The sequence below is a fragment of the Bradyrhizobium sp. 155 genome (assembly GCF_023101105.1).
Classification (GTDB): Bacteria; Pseudomonadota; Alphaproteobacteria; order Rhizobiales; family Xanthobacteraceae; genus Bradyrhizobium; species Bradyrhizobium canariense_D.
The window spans coordinates 477,582-492,222 of the sequence record NZ_CP064704.1; the positions used below are offsets into that span (position 1 = coordinate 477,582).

At 64.8% G+C, this 14,641-nt stretch carries 16 protein-coding genes and 1 pseudogene; 3 read left to right on the top strand and 14 right to left on the bottom strand.

Annotation, left to right across the window (positions count from 1 at the left end):
* Nucleotides 1-93: 93 nt before the first annotated feature.
* From IVA93_RS02290 to IVA93_RS02300, 3 genes and pseudogenes are all read right to left on the bottom strand, one after another.
* Complete coding sequence (locus IVA93_RS02290) at nucleotides 94-1,458, bottom strand: AmpG family muropeptide MFS transporter (RefSeq protein ID WP_018453019.1); 1,365 nt, start codon at nucleotides 1,456-1,458, stop codon at nucleotides 94-96.
* Nucleotides 1,459-1,544: 86 nt separating this feature from the next.
* Nucleotides 1,545-1,847 (bottom strand): annotated as a pseudogene (locus tag IVA93_RS02295) (GIY-YIG nuclease family protein).
* A 62-nt stretch (nucleotides 1,848-1,909) separates the two neighbouring features.
* Nucleotides 1,910-3,109 carry a DNA recombination protein RmuC gene (locus IVA93_RS02300; protein WP_018453022.1) on the bottom strand — a complete coding sequence of 400 codons (1,200 nt, stop codon included), beginning with the start codon at nucleotides 3,107-3,109 and terminating at the stop codon, nucleotides 1,910-1,912.
* 171 nt (nucleotides 3,110-3,280) lie between these two features.
* Between IVA93_RS02300 and def the strand changes: the two genes are divergently transcribed.
* The 3 genes from def to truA all read left to right on the top strand — a co-directional run bounded on the left by def (nucleotide 3,281) and on the right by truA (nucleotide 5,599).
* On the top strand, nucleotides 3,281-3,805 hold the full coding sequence (gene def, locus IVA93_RS02305; RefSeq protein ID WP_007597693.1) for a peptide deformylase: 525 nt from the start codon (nucleotides 3,281-3,283) through the stop codon (nucleotides 3,803-3,805).
* A 12-nt stretch (nucleotides 3,806-3,817) separates the two neighbouring features.
* A complete protein-coding gene (fmt, locus tag IVA93_RS02310; RefSeq protein ID WP_018453023.1) occupies nucleotides 3,818-4,741 on the top strand; it encodes a methionyl-tRNA formyltransferase in 924 nt (307 codons plus the stop codon).
* Between the two features lie 120 nt (nucleotides 4,742-4,861).
* Nucleotides 4,862-5,599 (top strand): tRNA pseudouridine(38-40) synthase TruA, encoded by a 738-nt coding sequence (gene truA / locus IVA93_RS02315; RefSeq protein WP_026232440.1) that lies wholly within the window; start codon nucleotides 4,862-4,864, stop codon nucleotides 5,597-5,599.
* A 164-nt stretch (nucleotides 5,600-5,763) separates the two neighbouring features.
* Here the strand turns inward: truA and dapE are convergent, their stop codons facing one another.
* From dapE to yihA, 11 genes are all read right to left on the bottom strand, one after another.
* Nucleotides 5,764-6,930, bottom strand: coding sequence for a succinyl-diaminopimelate desuccinylase (gene dapE / locus IVA93_RS02320; RefSeq protein WP_018453025.1), 1,167 nt, complete (start codon nucleotides 6,928-6,930; stop codon nucleotides 5,764-5,766).
* Nucleotides 6,927-7,577 carry a DUF805 domain-containing protein gene (locus IVA93_RS02325; RefSeq protein ID WP_018453026.1) on the bottom strand — a complete coding sequence of 217 codons (651 nt, stop codon included), beginning with the start codon at nucleotides 7,575-7,577 and terminating at the stop codon, nucleotides 6,927-6,929. Before IVA93_RS02325 ends, dapE begins: the two co-directional genes overlap by 4 nt.
* A 102-nt stretch (nucleotides 7,578-7,679) precedes the next feature.
* Nucleotides 7,680-8,525, bottom strand: a complete 846-nt coding sequence (dapD, locus tag IVA93_RS02330; protein ID WP_026232441.1) for a 2,3,4,5-tetrahydropyridine-2,6-dicarboxylate N-succinyltransferase — start codon at nucleotides 8,523-8,525, stop codon at nucleotides 7,680-7,682.
* A 126-nt stretch (nucleotides 8,526-8,651) separates the two neighbouring features.
* A complete protein-coding gene (locus tag IVA93_RS02335) occupies nucleotides 8,652-9,107 on the bottom strand; it encodes a DUF302 domain-containing protein (RefSeq protein WP_231189775.1) in 456 nt (151 codons plus the stop codon).
* Between the two features lie 4 nt (nucleotides 9,108-9,111).
* The gene (locus tag IVA93_RS02340; RefSeq protein ID WP_018453029.1) at nucleotides 9,112-9,471 is read right to left on the bottom strand and encodes a carboxymuconolactone decarboxylase family protein; all 360 of its coding nucleotides are present in this window, start codon (nucleotides 9,469-9,471) and stop codon (nucleotides 9,112-9,114) included.
* Nucleotides 9,472-9,580: 109 nt separating this feature from the next.
* The gene (locus tag IVA93_RS02345; RefSeq protein ID WP_247476623.1) at nucleotides 9,581-10,486 is read right to left on the bottom strand and encodes a LysR family transcriptional regulator; all 906 of its coding nucleotides are present in this window, start codon (nucleotides 10,484-10,486) and stop codon (nucleotides 9,581-9,583) included.
* 25 nt (nucleotides 10,487-10,511) lie between these two features.
* Nucleotides 10,512-11,204, bottom strand: a complete 693-nt coding sequence (locus tag IVA93_RS02350; protein WP_018453031.1) for a pyrimidine 5'-nucleotidase — start codon at nucleotides 11,202-11,204, stop codon at nucleotides 10,512-10,514.
* Nucleotides 11,205-11,406: 202 nt separating this feature from the next.
* The gene (locus IVA93_RS02355) at nucleotides 11,407-12,393 is read right to left on the bottom strand and encodes a DUF1036 domain-containing protein (protein ID WP_247453437.1); all 987 of its coding nucleotides are present in this window, start codon (nucleotides 12,391-12,393) and stop codon (nucleotides 11,407-11,409) included.
* A gap of 68 nt (nucleotides 12,394-12,461) precedes the next feature.
* The gene (gene argB / locus IVA93_RS02360) at nucleotides 12,462-13,349 is read right to left on the bottom strand and encodes an acetylglutamate kinase (RefSeq protein WP_007597683.1); all 888 of its coding nucleotides are present in this window, start codon (nucleotides 13,347-13,349) and stop codon (nucleotides 12,462-12,464) included.
* 231 nt (nucleotides 13,350-13,580) lie between these two features.
* The gene (locus IVA93_RS02365; RefSeq protein ID WP_018453033.1) at nucleotides 13,581-13,946 is read right to left on the bottom strand and encodes a DUF423 domain-containing protein; all 366 of its coding nucleotides are present in this window, start codon (nucleotides 13,944-13,946) and stop codon (nucleotides 13,581-13,583) included.
* Nucleotides 13,946-14,599, bottom strand: a complete 654-nt coding sequence (yihA, locus tag IVA93_RS02370) for a ribosome biogenesis GTP-binding protein YihA/YsxC (protein WP_018453034.1) — start codon at nucleotides 14,597-14,599, stop codon at nucleotides 13,946-13,948. Before yihA ends, IVA93_RS02365 begins: the two co-directional genes overlap by 1 nt.
* Between the last annotated feature and the right edge of the window lie 42 nt (nucleotides 14,600-14,641).

A 14,641-nucleotide genomic window follows, 5' to 3' on the forward strand; every position in this document is an offset into this window, starting at 1 on the left:
GTCATGCCCGGGCTCGTCCCGGGCATCCACGTTTTTGGCGCCGCGTAGCAAGGCGTGGATGGCCGGGACAAGCCCGGCCATGACGGCGTTGCGCTAAACCCGCACCGGCCCCAGCGCATCAAAATGCCCGCGCTTCTGCAACCAGGCCAGCAGCACCAGGCTCGGGATCGCCACCAGCATGCAGATCACGAAGAACAGCGGCCAGCCGGTGGTATCAGCCACGAAGCCGGCGCCTGACGAGAGATAGGTCCGCCCCACCGCGGCAAGCGCGGTGAGCAGCGCATATTGCGTCGCCGTGTGCAGCGGGTTCTGGCAGAGCGCCGAAAGATAGGCGACGAAGATCACCGTGCCGATGGCGCTGGTGAAGTTCTCACAGGTGATGGCGAAGGCGAGCGCCCATTGGCTGGTGCCGACGAAGGCCAGCCAGGAGAAGGAGAGGTTCGCGAGCGCCTGCACCACGCCGCCGATCCAGAGGCTGGTCGCAAGCGAATAGCGCCGCGCGACGAAGCCGCCGGCAAAGCCGCCGATCAGAGTCGCAGCAAGGCCCACGCCCTTCACGATCGCCGCATAGTCGTTGCGGGAGAAGCCGAGGTCGATCACGAACGGCGCGGTCATCGTGCCGGAAAAGGCATCGGTGAACTTGAACAGCACGACGAAGGCGAGTGCCGCAAGCGCGTCCTTGCGCGTCAGGAATTCCGAGAAGGCGCCGATTGCCGCGTGCAGCACGCGCGCGAGCGCGGTCTGCGTCTGCGTCGCGGCTTCCGCCCGCAATGACTGCTCGGGCTCGGTCGCGACCAGCGCCGTGATCGTCCCGATCAGGACCATCGCCGCCATCACCACATAGCCCCACATCCAGGCGGACGTGCGGGTGATGCCGGTGCTCTCGAAGCCGGAGACGATGAACAGCGCGCCGGCGGTCGAGACCAGCATGCCGATGCGATAGGCCGCGACATAGGACGCCATGCCGGCGGCCTGCTCGCTCTCCGGCAGGCTCTCGACGCGGAAGGCGTCGACCACGATGTCCTGCGTCGACGAGGCCGTCGCCACCAGCAATGCGCCGAGCGCGACGTAGAACGGCGAGCGCGCGGGATCGGTCAGCGCCAGCAGCAGGATCGCTGCGATCAGCAGCAATTGCGAGAACAGCAGCCAGCCGCGGCGCCGCCCGAAGGCGCGCGTGAACAGCGGCACATGCATCGCATCGACCAGCGGCGCCCAAAGGAATTTCAGCGTGTAGGGCGTGCCGACCAGCGCAAACAGCCCGATGGTCTTGAGATCGACGCCGGATTCCCGCATCCACACCAGCAGCGTCGAGCCCGACAGCGCCAGCGGCAGCCCGGACGAGAAACCGAGGAACAGCACGATCAGCACCCGCGGCTGCAGGTAAACGGCAAGGCTGTCACGCCAGGAGGTGGGGGCCGTGCCGGGGCCGGCAGGGGAGGTCGCGTCGGGTGCGGTCATGGGGTGGTGTTAGCAGATTCTGAGAGCCACAAGTGAGGTGTCGTCGCCCGGCTTGACCGGGCGACCCAGTATTCCAGAGGCCGGAGTTATGGAGGGCCCGCGATCTCCGCATAGAGATCGTTCCAATCGGGATTATCCTTCTCGATCAGCGCAATCTTCCAGGCGCGCGTCCATTTTTTCAGGCGCTTCTCGCGTTTTATCGCATTCTCGGGATCATCGAATTGCTCGAAATAGACTAGCTTCACAACGCCCTATTCCTTCGTGAAGCTCTCGACTAACTGCAATTTGTGTTCGGCCACACGGCGGATGAGATCGTTCGTTACGCCAATGTAGAGCGTGTCGCCCATCTTGCTGGCGAGAATGTACACGTAGTAGCAGCGCCCGCCCATCTGCCGTCTCTGGGATACTGGGTCGCCCGGTCAAGCCGGGCGACGACAGTGTGTTCTATATTCTACTCCCCCGCCTGGAGCTTCCTCGGGAACAACTCGGCAGCGCCGGTCGCCACGAGATGCGGGGCTTCGGGGGCATCGCTCTTGCTGAAATCGAGCTCTTCGATGCGCCCCGCGCGCTTCTCGATCTTGTCGGCGGAGATCAGGATCTGGCGGACGTCCTCGTTCGCGTCGGCAAAGTGCTTCTGCAATTTCAGCACGCGATCGCGCAGGCGGCCGAGGTCGTCGCCGAGCTTGATCACTTCGGTCTGGATCTGGTCGGCGGCATCGCGCATGCGCGCGTCCTTCATGATCTGCTGCATCACCTGGATTGCGAGCATCAAAAGCGACGGCGACACCAGCACGACGCGGGCGCGATACGCCTTCTGGATCACGTCGTCGAAACCGTCGTGGATCTCGGCGTAGACCGATTCCGACGGCACGAACATCAACGCCATTTCCTGGGTCTCGCCGGCGACGAGATATTTTTCGGCGATGTCGCTGACATGCTTCATCACGTCACCGCGCAGCCGCTGCGTGGCGATGCGCTTTTCCTCGTCGGTGCGCGCATCATGCAGCGCGGTCATCGCCTCCAGCGGAAATTTCGCGTCGATGCAGAGCGGACGCTGGTCGGGCAGGAACACGACGCAGTCCGGACGCTTGCCGGTCGAGAGCGTGAACTGGAACTCGTAGGCGCCCTTCGGCAGACCGTCCTGGACGATCGCTTCCATCCGCGCCTGACCGAAGGCGCCGCGCGACTGCTTGTTGGCGAGCACGTCGCGCAGGGTCGTCACCTGCGTGGTGAGGTCGGTGAGGTTCTTGTGCGCGCTGTCGATGATGCCGAGCCGCTCGTGCAGCGCGTGCAGGCTCTCCATGGTGTTGCGGGTCGAGTGCTCCATGGACTGGCCGACGCGGTGGGTCACCGAATCCAGCCGCTCGTTGACCGCGCGCGCCATGTCGGCCTGGCGGCCGGCCAGCGTCTGGGTCATGGCGTCGACTCGCCCCGAAGCCTCGCTCTGGGCGTGCAGCATCTGGCTGATGCGCTCCTCGAGCTCGTCGGCGCGGATGGCGTTGGCCATCGCGAGTTCCGCGCCGCGCCGCCCTGACCGCGCGATCACGACGGCAATCACGAGCAGCAGGATAAGGACCAGGGCGCCGAAGCCGATCAGCGCGTCCACGGTGCGCACCGGCCAGTCGCCAAGCATGAAAATGATCTCGTTCATGCCCCTGCTTCTAGCCGATTCGCTTCGAGACACGAACGAATAGCGAACATTTATGGTAAATGCTCTGTTAATTTTTATGGTTAACGAAACCTGAAGTTTTATGGTTAGCGGAGGGTTAACGGGGTTCCCGGCCGCATTGACCGCATCGAACGCGCGGCTTAAATCGCGGCCATGGCCCTCAGAGAAATCATCATCCTGCCCGACAAGCAGCTGCGTCTGGTCTCCAAGCCGATCGAGAAGGTCACGCCGGAGATCCGCAAGCTTGCCGACGACATGTTCGAGACCATGTACGACGCGCCCGGCATCGGGCTCGCGGCGATCCAGATCGCGCAGCCGTTGCGGCTGATCACCATGGACCTCGCCAAGCCCGACCAGGACGGCGAGACCAAGCCCGAGCCGCGCGTCTTCATCAATCCGGAAATCATCGCCTCTTCGGAGGACCTGTCGGTCTACGAGGAAGGCTGCCTGTCGATCCCCGAATATTACGAGGAGGTCGAGCGCCCTGCGAAGGTGCGGGTGCGCTACACCGATCTCGACGGCAAGGTGCACGAGGAGGACGCCGAAGGCCTCTACGCCACCTGCATCCAGCACGAGATCGACCATCTCAACGGCGTGCTGTTCGTCGACTATCTGTCAAAGCTCAAGCGCGACCGCGTGCTGAAGAAGTTCGAGAAAGCCGCCAAGCGCGCGGAGTGAGGTTCTCTGTCGATGCCCCTCCGCCTGATCTTCATGGGCACGCCCGATTTCTCCGTGCCGACGCTGCTCGAGCTCGTCGCGCATGGCCACGAGATCGCGGCCGTGTACACGCGCGCGCCGAAGCCCGGCGGACGGCGCGGGCTGCAATTGCAGCCGACCCCGGTGGAAGAGGCCGCGCGAAAGCTCGGTGTGCCCGTGCTGACGCCGAAGACTTTGAAAACGCCGGAGGCGCTGGAAGAGTTTCGCGCCTTTGACGCCGATGCGGCCGTCGTCGTCGCCTATGGCATGATCCTGCCGCAGGCGATCCTCGATGCGCCAAAGCTCGGCTGCTACAACCTGCACGCCTCGCTGCTGCCACGCTGGCGCGGTGCCGCTCCCATCAACCGCGCGATCATGGCCGGCGATGCCGAGAGCGGCGTGATGGTGATGAAGATGGATGTTGGCCTCGACACCGGCGACGTCGCTATGGCGGAACGGCTCGCGATCACGGACAACATGACCGCGCTCGATCTGCACGATCGTCTGTCGCGGCTCGGTGCCGATCTGATGGTGCGCGCCATGGCCGCGCTGGCGCGCGGCGGGCTTCAGCTGAAGCAGCAGAGCGAGGACGGCGTCACCTATGCCGCCAAGATCGACAAGGCCGAGGCGCGGATCGACTGGACCAGGCCCGCGCGCGAGGTGCTGCGCCATATCCACGGCCTGTCGCCGTTTCCCGGCGCCTGGGCCGAACTTGAGAATGCGCGGGTCAAGATCCTGCGCTGCGAGCTGGCGAAAGGCACGGGCGCACCCGGCGAGGTGCTCGACGATCACCTCACCATCGCCTGCGGCGAGGGTGCAATCCGTCTGATCGAGCTCCAGCGCGAAGGCAAGGCACGCATGCAGGCCGCGGACTTCCTGCGCGGCGTGCCGTTGAAGACCGGCGCCAAATTCACCTGACGCTGTCATACCCTGCGAAGGCGGGGTATCCAGTACGCCGAGGCTTCTCGGTCGAACGGATAGGCTGCGGAGTACTGGATTGCCCGGTCGAGCCGGGCGATGACAGCGAAACTGGACAAGATGCCCCGCTACAAGCTCACCATCGAATATGACGGCGCGCCGTTCTTCGGCTGGCAGGTGCAGGAGACGCTGCCCTCGGTGCAGGGCGCGTTGGAGGCCGCTGTGAAGGCGATGACCGGCGCGGATGCGCGCGTCCATGGTGCCGGCCGCACCGATGCCGGCGTGCATGCGCGCGGCCAGGTCGCGCATGTCGATGTCGGCAAGCAGTTTCCGCCGGGCCGTTTTCGCGACGGCTTGAATGCGCATCTGCGCCCGCATCCTGTCGCGGTGCTCGAAGCGGATATCGTGCCTGATAGTTTCGAGGCGCGCTTTTCAGCCATCAAGCGCCACTACCGCTACCGTATCGTCAACACTCGCGCCAATCTCGCACTCGATGCCGGCCACGCCTGGCGCGTGCCGCGCCGGCTCGACGCCGATGCGATGCATGCGGCGGCACAACGCCTGCTCGGCAAGCACGATTTCACCACCTTCCGCGACACCGAGTGCCAGGCCAGGTCGCCGGAGAAGACGCTCGATCAGCTCGACGTGCTGCGCGACGGGCGCGAGATCACCATAGTCACCTCGGCGCGCTCATTCCTGCACAGCCAGGTGCGTTCGATGGTGGGGTCGCTGATGTGGGTCGGCGAAGGCCGCTGGACCGCCGATGATCTCTCCGCAGCGCTCGCCGCACGCAACCGCGCCGCCTGCGGCATCGTCGCCCCGCCGGACGGGCTGTATCTGATGCAGGTGGATTACTGATGGGATGAGGGCGCGTACTCTCGCTACATCCCCCCACTGTCATGCCCCGGCTTGACCGGGGCATCCAGTAGCCGTGGCCTCTCGGCTCAGTCACTGTCGTCTCTGGAATACTGGATCGCCCGATCAAGTCGGGCGATGACAGCGGAGTGGGCAGGCGGAAGAGCCTACCCAAAATACCTCGCCAAAATCCCGCGATACACCTTGGTCAACCGCTCCAGGTCCCTGACCGGCACGCGTTCGTCGATTTGGTGCATGGTCTGGCCGACCAGGCCGAATTCGATCACCGGGCAATAGCTTGAGATGAAGCGCGCGTCCGAGGTGCCGCCTGAGGTCGACAGCTCCGGCTTGCGGCCCGTCACTTCTTCGATCGCGGACACCGCGAGATCGGTGAACGGGCCGGGCTTGGTCACGAACACGTTCGAGTTCGAGGGCTCCCAGACGATGCGGGCGCGAATGCGGTTGCCGCAGGCTTTTGTCAGCCGCATCTCGACCAGCTCGCGCAGGCTCGCCTGAGTGTGGTTGTCGTTGTAGCGGATGTTGAATTTTGCGCGCGCTTGTCCCGGGATGACGTTGTTGGCGGTGTTGCCGACGTCGACCGAGGTGAATTCGAGGTTGGAGGCCTGGAACTGCGCGCTACCATGGTCGAGCGGCTCGTCCGAGATGGCCACGATCAGCCGCGCGATATCAGGCACCGGATTGGCGGCGCGGTGCGGATAGGCGACATGGCCCTGCACGCCGTCGACATACAGCGTGCCGGATTGCGAGCCGCGGCGGCCGACCTTGATGGTGTCGCCGAGGGTCTCGACATTGGAGGGCTCGCCGAGCACGCAATGGTCGAATTTTTCGCCGCGCTCGGCCGCCCACTGCAGCAGCTTGATGGTGCCATTGATGGAGACGTCTTCCTCGTCGCCGGTGATCAGGAAGGAGATCGAACCTTTGCCGTCGCTGCGCGGCTTGCCGTCGTTCGCGGCCAGATGCTCCAGCACCGCGGCGACCGAACAGGCGATGCCGCCTTTCATGTCGACCGCGCCGCGGCCGTGCAGAAAGCCGTCCTTCACCTCGCCCGAGAACGCGCCGACGCTCCAGGCGCTCTCGTCGCCCGGCGGTACCACGTCGGTGTGGCCGGCAAAGGTGATGTGCGGCCCGTCAGTGCCGATCCGCGCAAAGAGATTGTCGACGTCGGCGGTGCCGGGCTCGCTGAAAGTCACGCGGTGGCATGTGAAGCCTGCCGCATTGAGGGCTTTTTCGAGCACGCCCAGTGCACCGGCATCGGCGGGGGTTACCGAGGGGCAGCGGATGAGATCGCGGGCAATCGAGAGAGCATCGGTCATGCGCCCCGCTTAACATGCATGCCGCCGGGTGGGCTAGCACTGGGCGGGACAAATTCGATCTCGCTCTGCTGGTCCCAGCTTTTCGTCGAAGGTGCGGGCGCGGAGCCATCTTCAAGGACGGCCAGTGGATCGGGGCCGAACCGGTTGTCGCCCGAGGTGCCGGGCACAATGAACATTTCCACGAGGCCCCAAAACCACGGAATGTGCACGGCCCAGGCGACGGCAAGAACCCAGTTTGAATTGGTGGGCAGCAGGTCCGAGAACTGGTCGAACAACGCAGGCACGACGAAGAACGGAACCAGCCACCAGCCGCTCCGGTCGCGATCGTGCAGCCGCTTGGTCGCGGTTGCGAGATAGATCCACAGGAATAGCAAAGTGCCGAACACTTTGAGGATGAGGGTCGCGCGATCGGCCGTAGCCAGCTGACGATAGGCCCTGGGATCGACCACGTTGAAGATGTCGTCGACACCGAAATCGAAGTCGACCTTGAAGTTGAAGGCGAAAGTTGCCGCCCCGTTCAGCACCTTGATGGCCTGGTCGATCATCCCGAGCATGCAGGCCAGCATCATGACGAGCAGCAGCGCCTGCCACAGCAGCGCGCGGTTGATGCGGCCGTCGAAGCGGAAGAGATACCAGATCCAGTCCATTCCAAAGGCTCCGGGCGGGAAAGGTCGCCCGGATGTTGGTCGCGATGGGGGGAGGGCGGGTTCGATGGACCCTCGGTGTCGTACGGCAGCTGGTGCCGCGAATCAATCCCGCAGCAGCTCGTTGATGCTGGTTTTGGAGCGCGTGCGCTCGTCGACGCGCTTGACGATGACGGCGCAGGCGGTGCTCGGGCCGATCTGGCCGTTCTTCATGGGCTTGCCGGGCAGCGCGCCGGGAACGACGACCGAATATTCCGGCACCTCGCCGATGAAGATCTCGCCGGTCTCGCGATCGACGATCTTGGTCGACGCCCCCAGGAACACGCCCATCGACAGCACCGCGCCCTTGCGCACGATCACGCCCTCGGCGACCTCGGAGCGCGCGCCGATAAAGCAATCGTCCTCGATGATCACGGGCTCGGCCTGCAGCGGCTCGAGCACGCCGCCGATGCCGACGCCGCCGGAGATGTGCACGCGCTTGCCGATCTGCGCGCAGGAGCCGACGGTCGACCAGGTGTCGATCATGGTGGATTCATCGACGTAGGCGCCGAGATTGACGAAGGACGGCATCAGCACGACGTTGCGGGCGATGAAGGCGGAGCGGCGCACGATGGAGCCGGGGACGGCACGGAAACCGGCATCCCGAAAGCGGTTCTCGCCCCAGCCGTCGAACTTCGAGGGCACCTTGTCCCACCAGGCCGCCTTGCCGGGGCCGCCGGAAATGGCGCCCATGTCGTTGAGGCGGAACGAGAGCAGCACCGCCTTCTTCAGCCATTGATTGACCTTCCACTTGCCGTCGGCCCCGCGCTCGGCAACGCGGGCCTCACCCTTGTCCAGAATCTCCAGCGCGTGATCCACGGCCTCGCGGACCTCGCCCCTGGTCGAGGTCGAGACGCCGTCGCGCGCCTCGAAGGCGCCGTTGATGGTGGATTCGAGGACGGACAGGGACATTTGGCGATCCTTGAGCAGCATTTGCGGGGAATTTGGATCGCTTTTTCGGGACTTGGAGCGAGAGAGTCAAGAACGCAGTCGGCCATGTCCCGGCGCGTTCGGACGCGCCCGGGACATGGCCGGCGGCTATTTTGATGTGCCCGCGAGATCGATGCCGTTCACGATACCCTCGCAGAGGCCGGCGAGCTCATTTCCGAGTTCGGTCAATGCCGGTGAACGGTAGCGCGCGAAGGCCATAGCCGGATCAAGCCATCGCAGTTCGGCTTGACCGTCTGGAAAGCCGATCACGGCGAACTTCAGGGGGGCCTCGAGCAGCGCCGCGCTATCGGCGGTCAGCAGCCGCGACATCAGGCGTGGGTGGAAAAACAGGACCTGACGCGCGGGGCCGATGGCGAAGCCGCCACGACTGAGCAGCATTTGCGGGTCGATCTCGTGCAGGATCCAGAGGTCTGCCGCAATGATTCCCTGCTTCAAGCGGGTGACCACCTCTTCGACGGTCAACGAAGAGGTGACCGACCGTTGAAACGAGCTTGCGGCCGAACCGCATCCGGAGAAGGCCACAGGTTGCGGTGTTTGCGTCATCGGATCAGCCTTCGCCCGGCTTCGGTGCCCGGCTCGCATCGAACGCTTCGAGCGTCCGTGCCGAGTAGACCAACGACGCCCCCGCACCGATCGCAATCGCCACGCCGAGGGCCTCGGCGAGCTCCTCACGGCTCGCGCCGAAACGTGCGGCGGCGGCGGCGTGAACCGCAATACACCCGTCGCAGCGGGCGGTCACGGCCGCCGCCAGCGCGATCAACTCGCGCGTCTTTCCGTCCAGCTTTCCTGTCTGGGGGCCAGCCGCGCCAAGTTCGCGATAGCCCTTCAGCGTCGCCGGGCTTAGGGCACCAATGTCGCCGATCCGCGCCAGCAAGTCGCTCCGATAGGCGCTCCAATCCATCATCATTGTCTCTCTCCTCGAACGGCGGGTTGTTGCCGAGCTCGAGAGATAGACGTGCGGTCTCGCGGGAGCCATCAGCTATGGGCGTATGGCCGCTATACAGCTTGCCGAAGCGTCAGGCGAATTGACGGAATTCTCCCGCGATGAAGTCCACCACGGCGCGAACCCGCCGGACCTTGCCGGTGTCGCGATGAAATCCCAGCCACAGCTCGCGGCTCGGGACGGGCGCCGGCGTCTTGATCGAACGAAGCGTGGGATAGGCCGAGGCCAGCCGAGTCGGCAAGCAAACCAGCCCCGCGCCGGCGGCGGCCGCAGCGGCCTGACCATCGCGGCTATTGCTGCAGAATCCAACATGTGCCTGCGGCAAATAGCGACGCAGCCACTTCGTCTCCGCAACGCTTTCGGCGAGCGCCGCGTTCATTGTAATGAGCGCAGCGTCGGCGCCACCGTCCGAAAAATCGGGCGGTCCCTTTGCCTTGAGATAGGCAGCAGCAGCATAAAGCTGGAACGGAATGCTGCCGATCTTCCGCTGCATCAGTCCGTCCTGCTGGAAGCGCCCGAAGCGTAGGGCGACATCTATCTCCCGCCACGTGAGGCTCAGGGCCTCGGCGTCAGTAACCAGCTCGACGGTGACGGTCGGATGCGCCGCGCAGAACTTCGCCAGCAAAGGCGAGAGGATCCGTGCCCCGAGCCATTCGGGCGAGGTCACGCGCACCGTTCCGGTCAGTCCAGCGCTGCTGCCGACTGCGATCCGCTGCGCCGCCAGTGCTGCGTCCTCCATCCTCTCGGCATAATCGAGAATCTGCCGTCCGGTGTCGGAGAGCCGAAGGCCGGACGGAAGGCGGTCGAACAGGATCGCACCGAGCTTGCTTTCGAACAGTTCGAGGCGCCGGCTCATTGTCGGTTGCGTGGTGCCCAGCTTTCGTGCGGCACCCGAGAGGCTTTTTTCGCGAGCCAGGTGCAGGAAGTAGCGCAGGTCTTCCCATTCGATCGCAGCCAAGTCTGTCGGCTTCTGAGGCACGGTCGCTCCTGCGTTGCTGCGGGGGTCAGCCGATCGCGAGCGACTGCAGAAACCCAGTCAGATCGTCGGTGACGTGGTCGACATGGGCCGCATCACGGCCCGCCAGTTCCCAATCTTCACGCACCACTTGCTTGGTGCCGTCCGACACCACGAGTATCGTGGTCATGCCGAGCTCGTGCGGAACGGTGAGGTTGCGGGCGAGGTCCTCGAACATCGCTGCGCGGGTCGGATCGACCGAATGGTCGGCGAGAAACTTCCGGTAGGTCTGTGGCGCCGGCTTCGGCTCGAATTCGGCGGCGATGATGTCGAACACGCCGTCGAAATGCGTGGCAAAGCCGAGTCGCGCCAGCACCGCATCGACATGATCGACCGAGCCGTTGGTCAGGATCAGCTTTCGTCCCGGCAGTTTTGCAATGGCCTCGCCCAGGGCCGGGTTCGGCTCCAGCGGGGAATGGTCGATCTTGTGGACATAGGCGAGATAGTCGTCGGCGCGTACACCATGCAGGGTCATCATGCCACGCATGGTGGTGCCGAAGCGCTGGTAATAATCCTTCTGGATCTTGCGCGCTTCCACCGGTGTCAGATTGAGCCAGTTGCAAACGAACTCGGTGATCCGCGCATCGACCTGCTGCCACAGATTGACGTGGTGCGGATAGAGCGTGTTGTCGAGGTCGAACACCCAGGTGTCGATATGGGCAAAGGCGCGGGAGGAGGTCATTTTCACTCTCTATCCGTTGACCGCGGCGGCGCCCCACCCTCAATCGTCGTCCTGGCGAAAGCCAGGACCCATACGCCGTGACCGATCATTGGGACACTGCGGTCGTCGTTCTTCGCCAAATCCAATCCTGGGGTAATGGGTCCTGGCTTTCGCCAGGACGACAGCGGCGTGCGTGGCACCGGTACCATCACAACAGCACCCGTCACGGCATTGCAAACCGCAGCGTCTTGCCGCCGCTCGACATGTCCACCGCGCTAAAGCCCGTGGCCGCGAAACCGCGCGCGCCGCAGTCGGTCTGCTCGTTGCTCTCGAACTTGGTCTCGCGCGTGCAAAGCTGCTTGTCGCCGCCCCAGTTCAGCGGCTTGTCCTTCAGCTTGACGATTCGGTTATCGGCGTCGATGGCTTCCGCGAAGCTGAATATCTGCTTCGGCTGGCCGCTCACATCAGGGTGCAGGCAGGTCTTGGGGTCGATGCGATACCAGCCACGGCTCGTCACCGATTTGCCGTCGTCGGTGGCGACCGCCGCCATCACCTTGTGCGCGGTGTCGTTGCACCAGGTGAGGCCTGTCGCAGACGGCGTCTGCACGGCATCGACCATGGTCTTGAAGAAGTTCGGCGACGACAGGATGTCGGACGACAATCCGCGGCTCTTCAGGAAAGCGGCCAGCGCGCCTTGCGTCTTCGGCCCGTCGACGCCGTCGATCGGCGCGGCGTCGTAACCTGCGATCACCAAAAGCCGCTGGATGCCGGCGAGGCGGGCCTGCTCGTCGTCATACTCGGAGTCCTCGGCGAGATAGGCGACGAAATTGCCGTCCGCGCCTTGGGTCGGGGTGATCTGGGTGAAGGCGGCTTGGGTCTGGCCGCTGCGGCACTGCCGCGCTGCCGCGATGACGAAATTGTCCTGCGCGACGCACAGCGTGTCGCTGCCGTTCTGCGGGATCGGGGATGCGCCGTAGACGCCGAGCGCGCGGGCGTTGAGCAGGATGCGGTCGGCGGAGAGCGTGCCCTGCACCACCACGCGGCAGGTGGCGGGGTCGATCCTGAACCAGCCGCGCGTCGCGGTCGCCGCCTTGTCGTCGATGCCGATCGCGGCCTCGACGACATAGGACATGCGGTTGCAGATTTTCAGGTCGGCGAAGGCCGGTGCGGAGGAGAACACGAACGAGATGGCTGCGGCAGGGAGCGTCATCAGGAAGCGCGTCAGGACGGAGCGGCGAGGCCGCCGCTCTCCCAGCACTGTTCCTGTCCGCTCTTCTCTCACTTGTGGATCAGCGTGCCCGTGCCGGTATTGGTGAAGAGCTCGAGCAGCACCGCGTGCTGCATCTTGCCGTCGATGATGACGACGCCCTCCACGCCCTGTTCGAGCGCGTAGATGCAGGTCTCGACCTTCGGGATCATGCCGCCCGATATGGTGCCGTCCGCGATCAGCTTTCGCGCGTCCTTGACCGAGAGCTGCGGGATCAGCTTCTTGGACTTGTCGAGCACGCCCGGCACGTCGGTGAGCAGCAGCAGCCGCTTTGCCTTCAGCGCGCCGGCCACGGCACCTGCGAAAGTGTCGGCGTTGACGTTCAGCGTCTGCCCCTCTTTCGAGGTCGCGAGCGGCGCGAGCACGGGGATCAGCTCGTAGCCGATCAGCTGGTTGAGCAGCGTGAGATCGACTTTCTCGGGATCGCCGACGAAGCCGAGATCGACCGCCTTCTCGATGTGCGAGTCCGGATCCATGATGGTGCGCGTCGTCTTGGACGCCTTCACCATATTGGCGTCCTTGCCAGAGAGCCCCACGGCCTTGCCGCCGGCCTCGTTGATGTAGCCGACGATCTGCTTGTTGACGGAGCCGGCGAGCACCATCTCGACGATCTCGATGGTGGCGGCATCGGTGATGCGCAGGCCGGCTGCGAATTCCGAGACGATGCCGAGGCGCTTGAGCATGGTCGCGATCTGCGGGCCGCCGCCATGCACCACCACCGGATTGATCGCGGTCTGCTCGAGCAGCACGATGTCGCGGGCAAAATTCTTCGCGGTCTCCTCGTCCCCCATGGCATGGCCGCCATACTTGATGACGATGGTTTCCTCGTCATACTGCTGCATGTGCGGCAGCGCTTCGGACAGGATGCGGGCCTGGTCGAGCGGGGAGATTTCGGTCATGAGGCGGATCTCGCTGGCGGGATACTCGGGCCGCGTTCTATCCGATTGGCGGGCGGGGCGCAAAGTGATGTTCTTCCCCTCTCCCCTTGCGGGAGAGGGTGGATCGCCGCGATAGCGGCGAGACGGGTGAGGGGTTCTCTCCGCGCGCGCAATAGTGAGTTCGTGGAGAGAACCCCTCATCCGGCGCTTCGCGCCATCTTCTCCCGCAAGGGGAGAAGGAACAAAGAGCCACTATTTCTTTCCCACCACCGCCGCGAGCGTCACTGCCAGCCAGCTCAAGATCATCACCGATCCACCCGTCGGCGCCGCATATGGAAACAGCGAATGGCCGGCATATTGCCGCAAGGTGAGGTCGCCCGCGAACAGCGCGGCGCCGGCTGCGAAGCCGGACGCGGCGATGATGCCAATTCCGCCGTGCAGAAGGCCGCGCCCGAGCAGGGCGACGGTCGCGAGTATGGCGGTTGCATGAAACAGCAGCATGGCGCTTGCGGCGGCGAGCCGGCTCGCATCGCCGCCATGCGCGGAAGCGGCGGCCAGCGCGACGCCGGCGGCGCCCATCATACCGGCAAGCCCGATCAACAGGCGGAACGCCGCCATTACGAGGTGCGCTCTTCCAGCAGCTTGGCGATCGCGGCGCGCAGCTCGGCCATGCCGGTTGCGCTCCGCGACGAGGTCGCGAGCACGTTCGGGAACGCGGCCGGACGCTTGGCGAGCGCGGCCTCGGTCTCGACGATGCGCGATTGAAGCTCGGCGGCCTTGATCTGGTCGGCCTTGGTCAGAACCAGCTGGTAGCTGACCGCGGAGCGATCGAGTGTCTTCAGGACTTCGAGATCGACGTCCTTGAGGCCGTGCCGCGCGTCGACCAGCACGTAGACGCGCGCGAGGCTCGCGCGTCCGAGCAGGAATTTGTGGATCAGCTCGGTCCAGGACGCGACCTGGCTCTTCGGTGCCTTGGCATAGCCATAGCCGGGCATGTCGACCAGGCGCAGGTCACTTTTCCCGGGGACCTCGAAGAAGATCAGCTCCTGGGTGCGGCCCGGCGTATGCGAGGTGCGCGCGAGCGCGTTGCGGCCGGTCAGCGCGTTGATCAGGCTGGACTTGCCGACATTGGAGCGGCCGGCAAAAGCGATCTCCAGCCCCGCCATCGGCGGCAGCGTTTCAGTCGAGGGCGAGGCCCAGATGAACTGCCAGTCGCGCGTGAACAGCTTTCGCCCGACCTCGATCAGCTTCGCATCTTTGTCGTCGGTCATGCGAAGGCTTTCTGTTTGTCCGCGTCATTGCGAGCGAAGCGA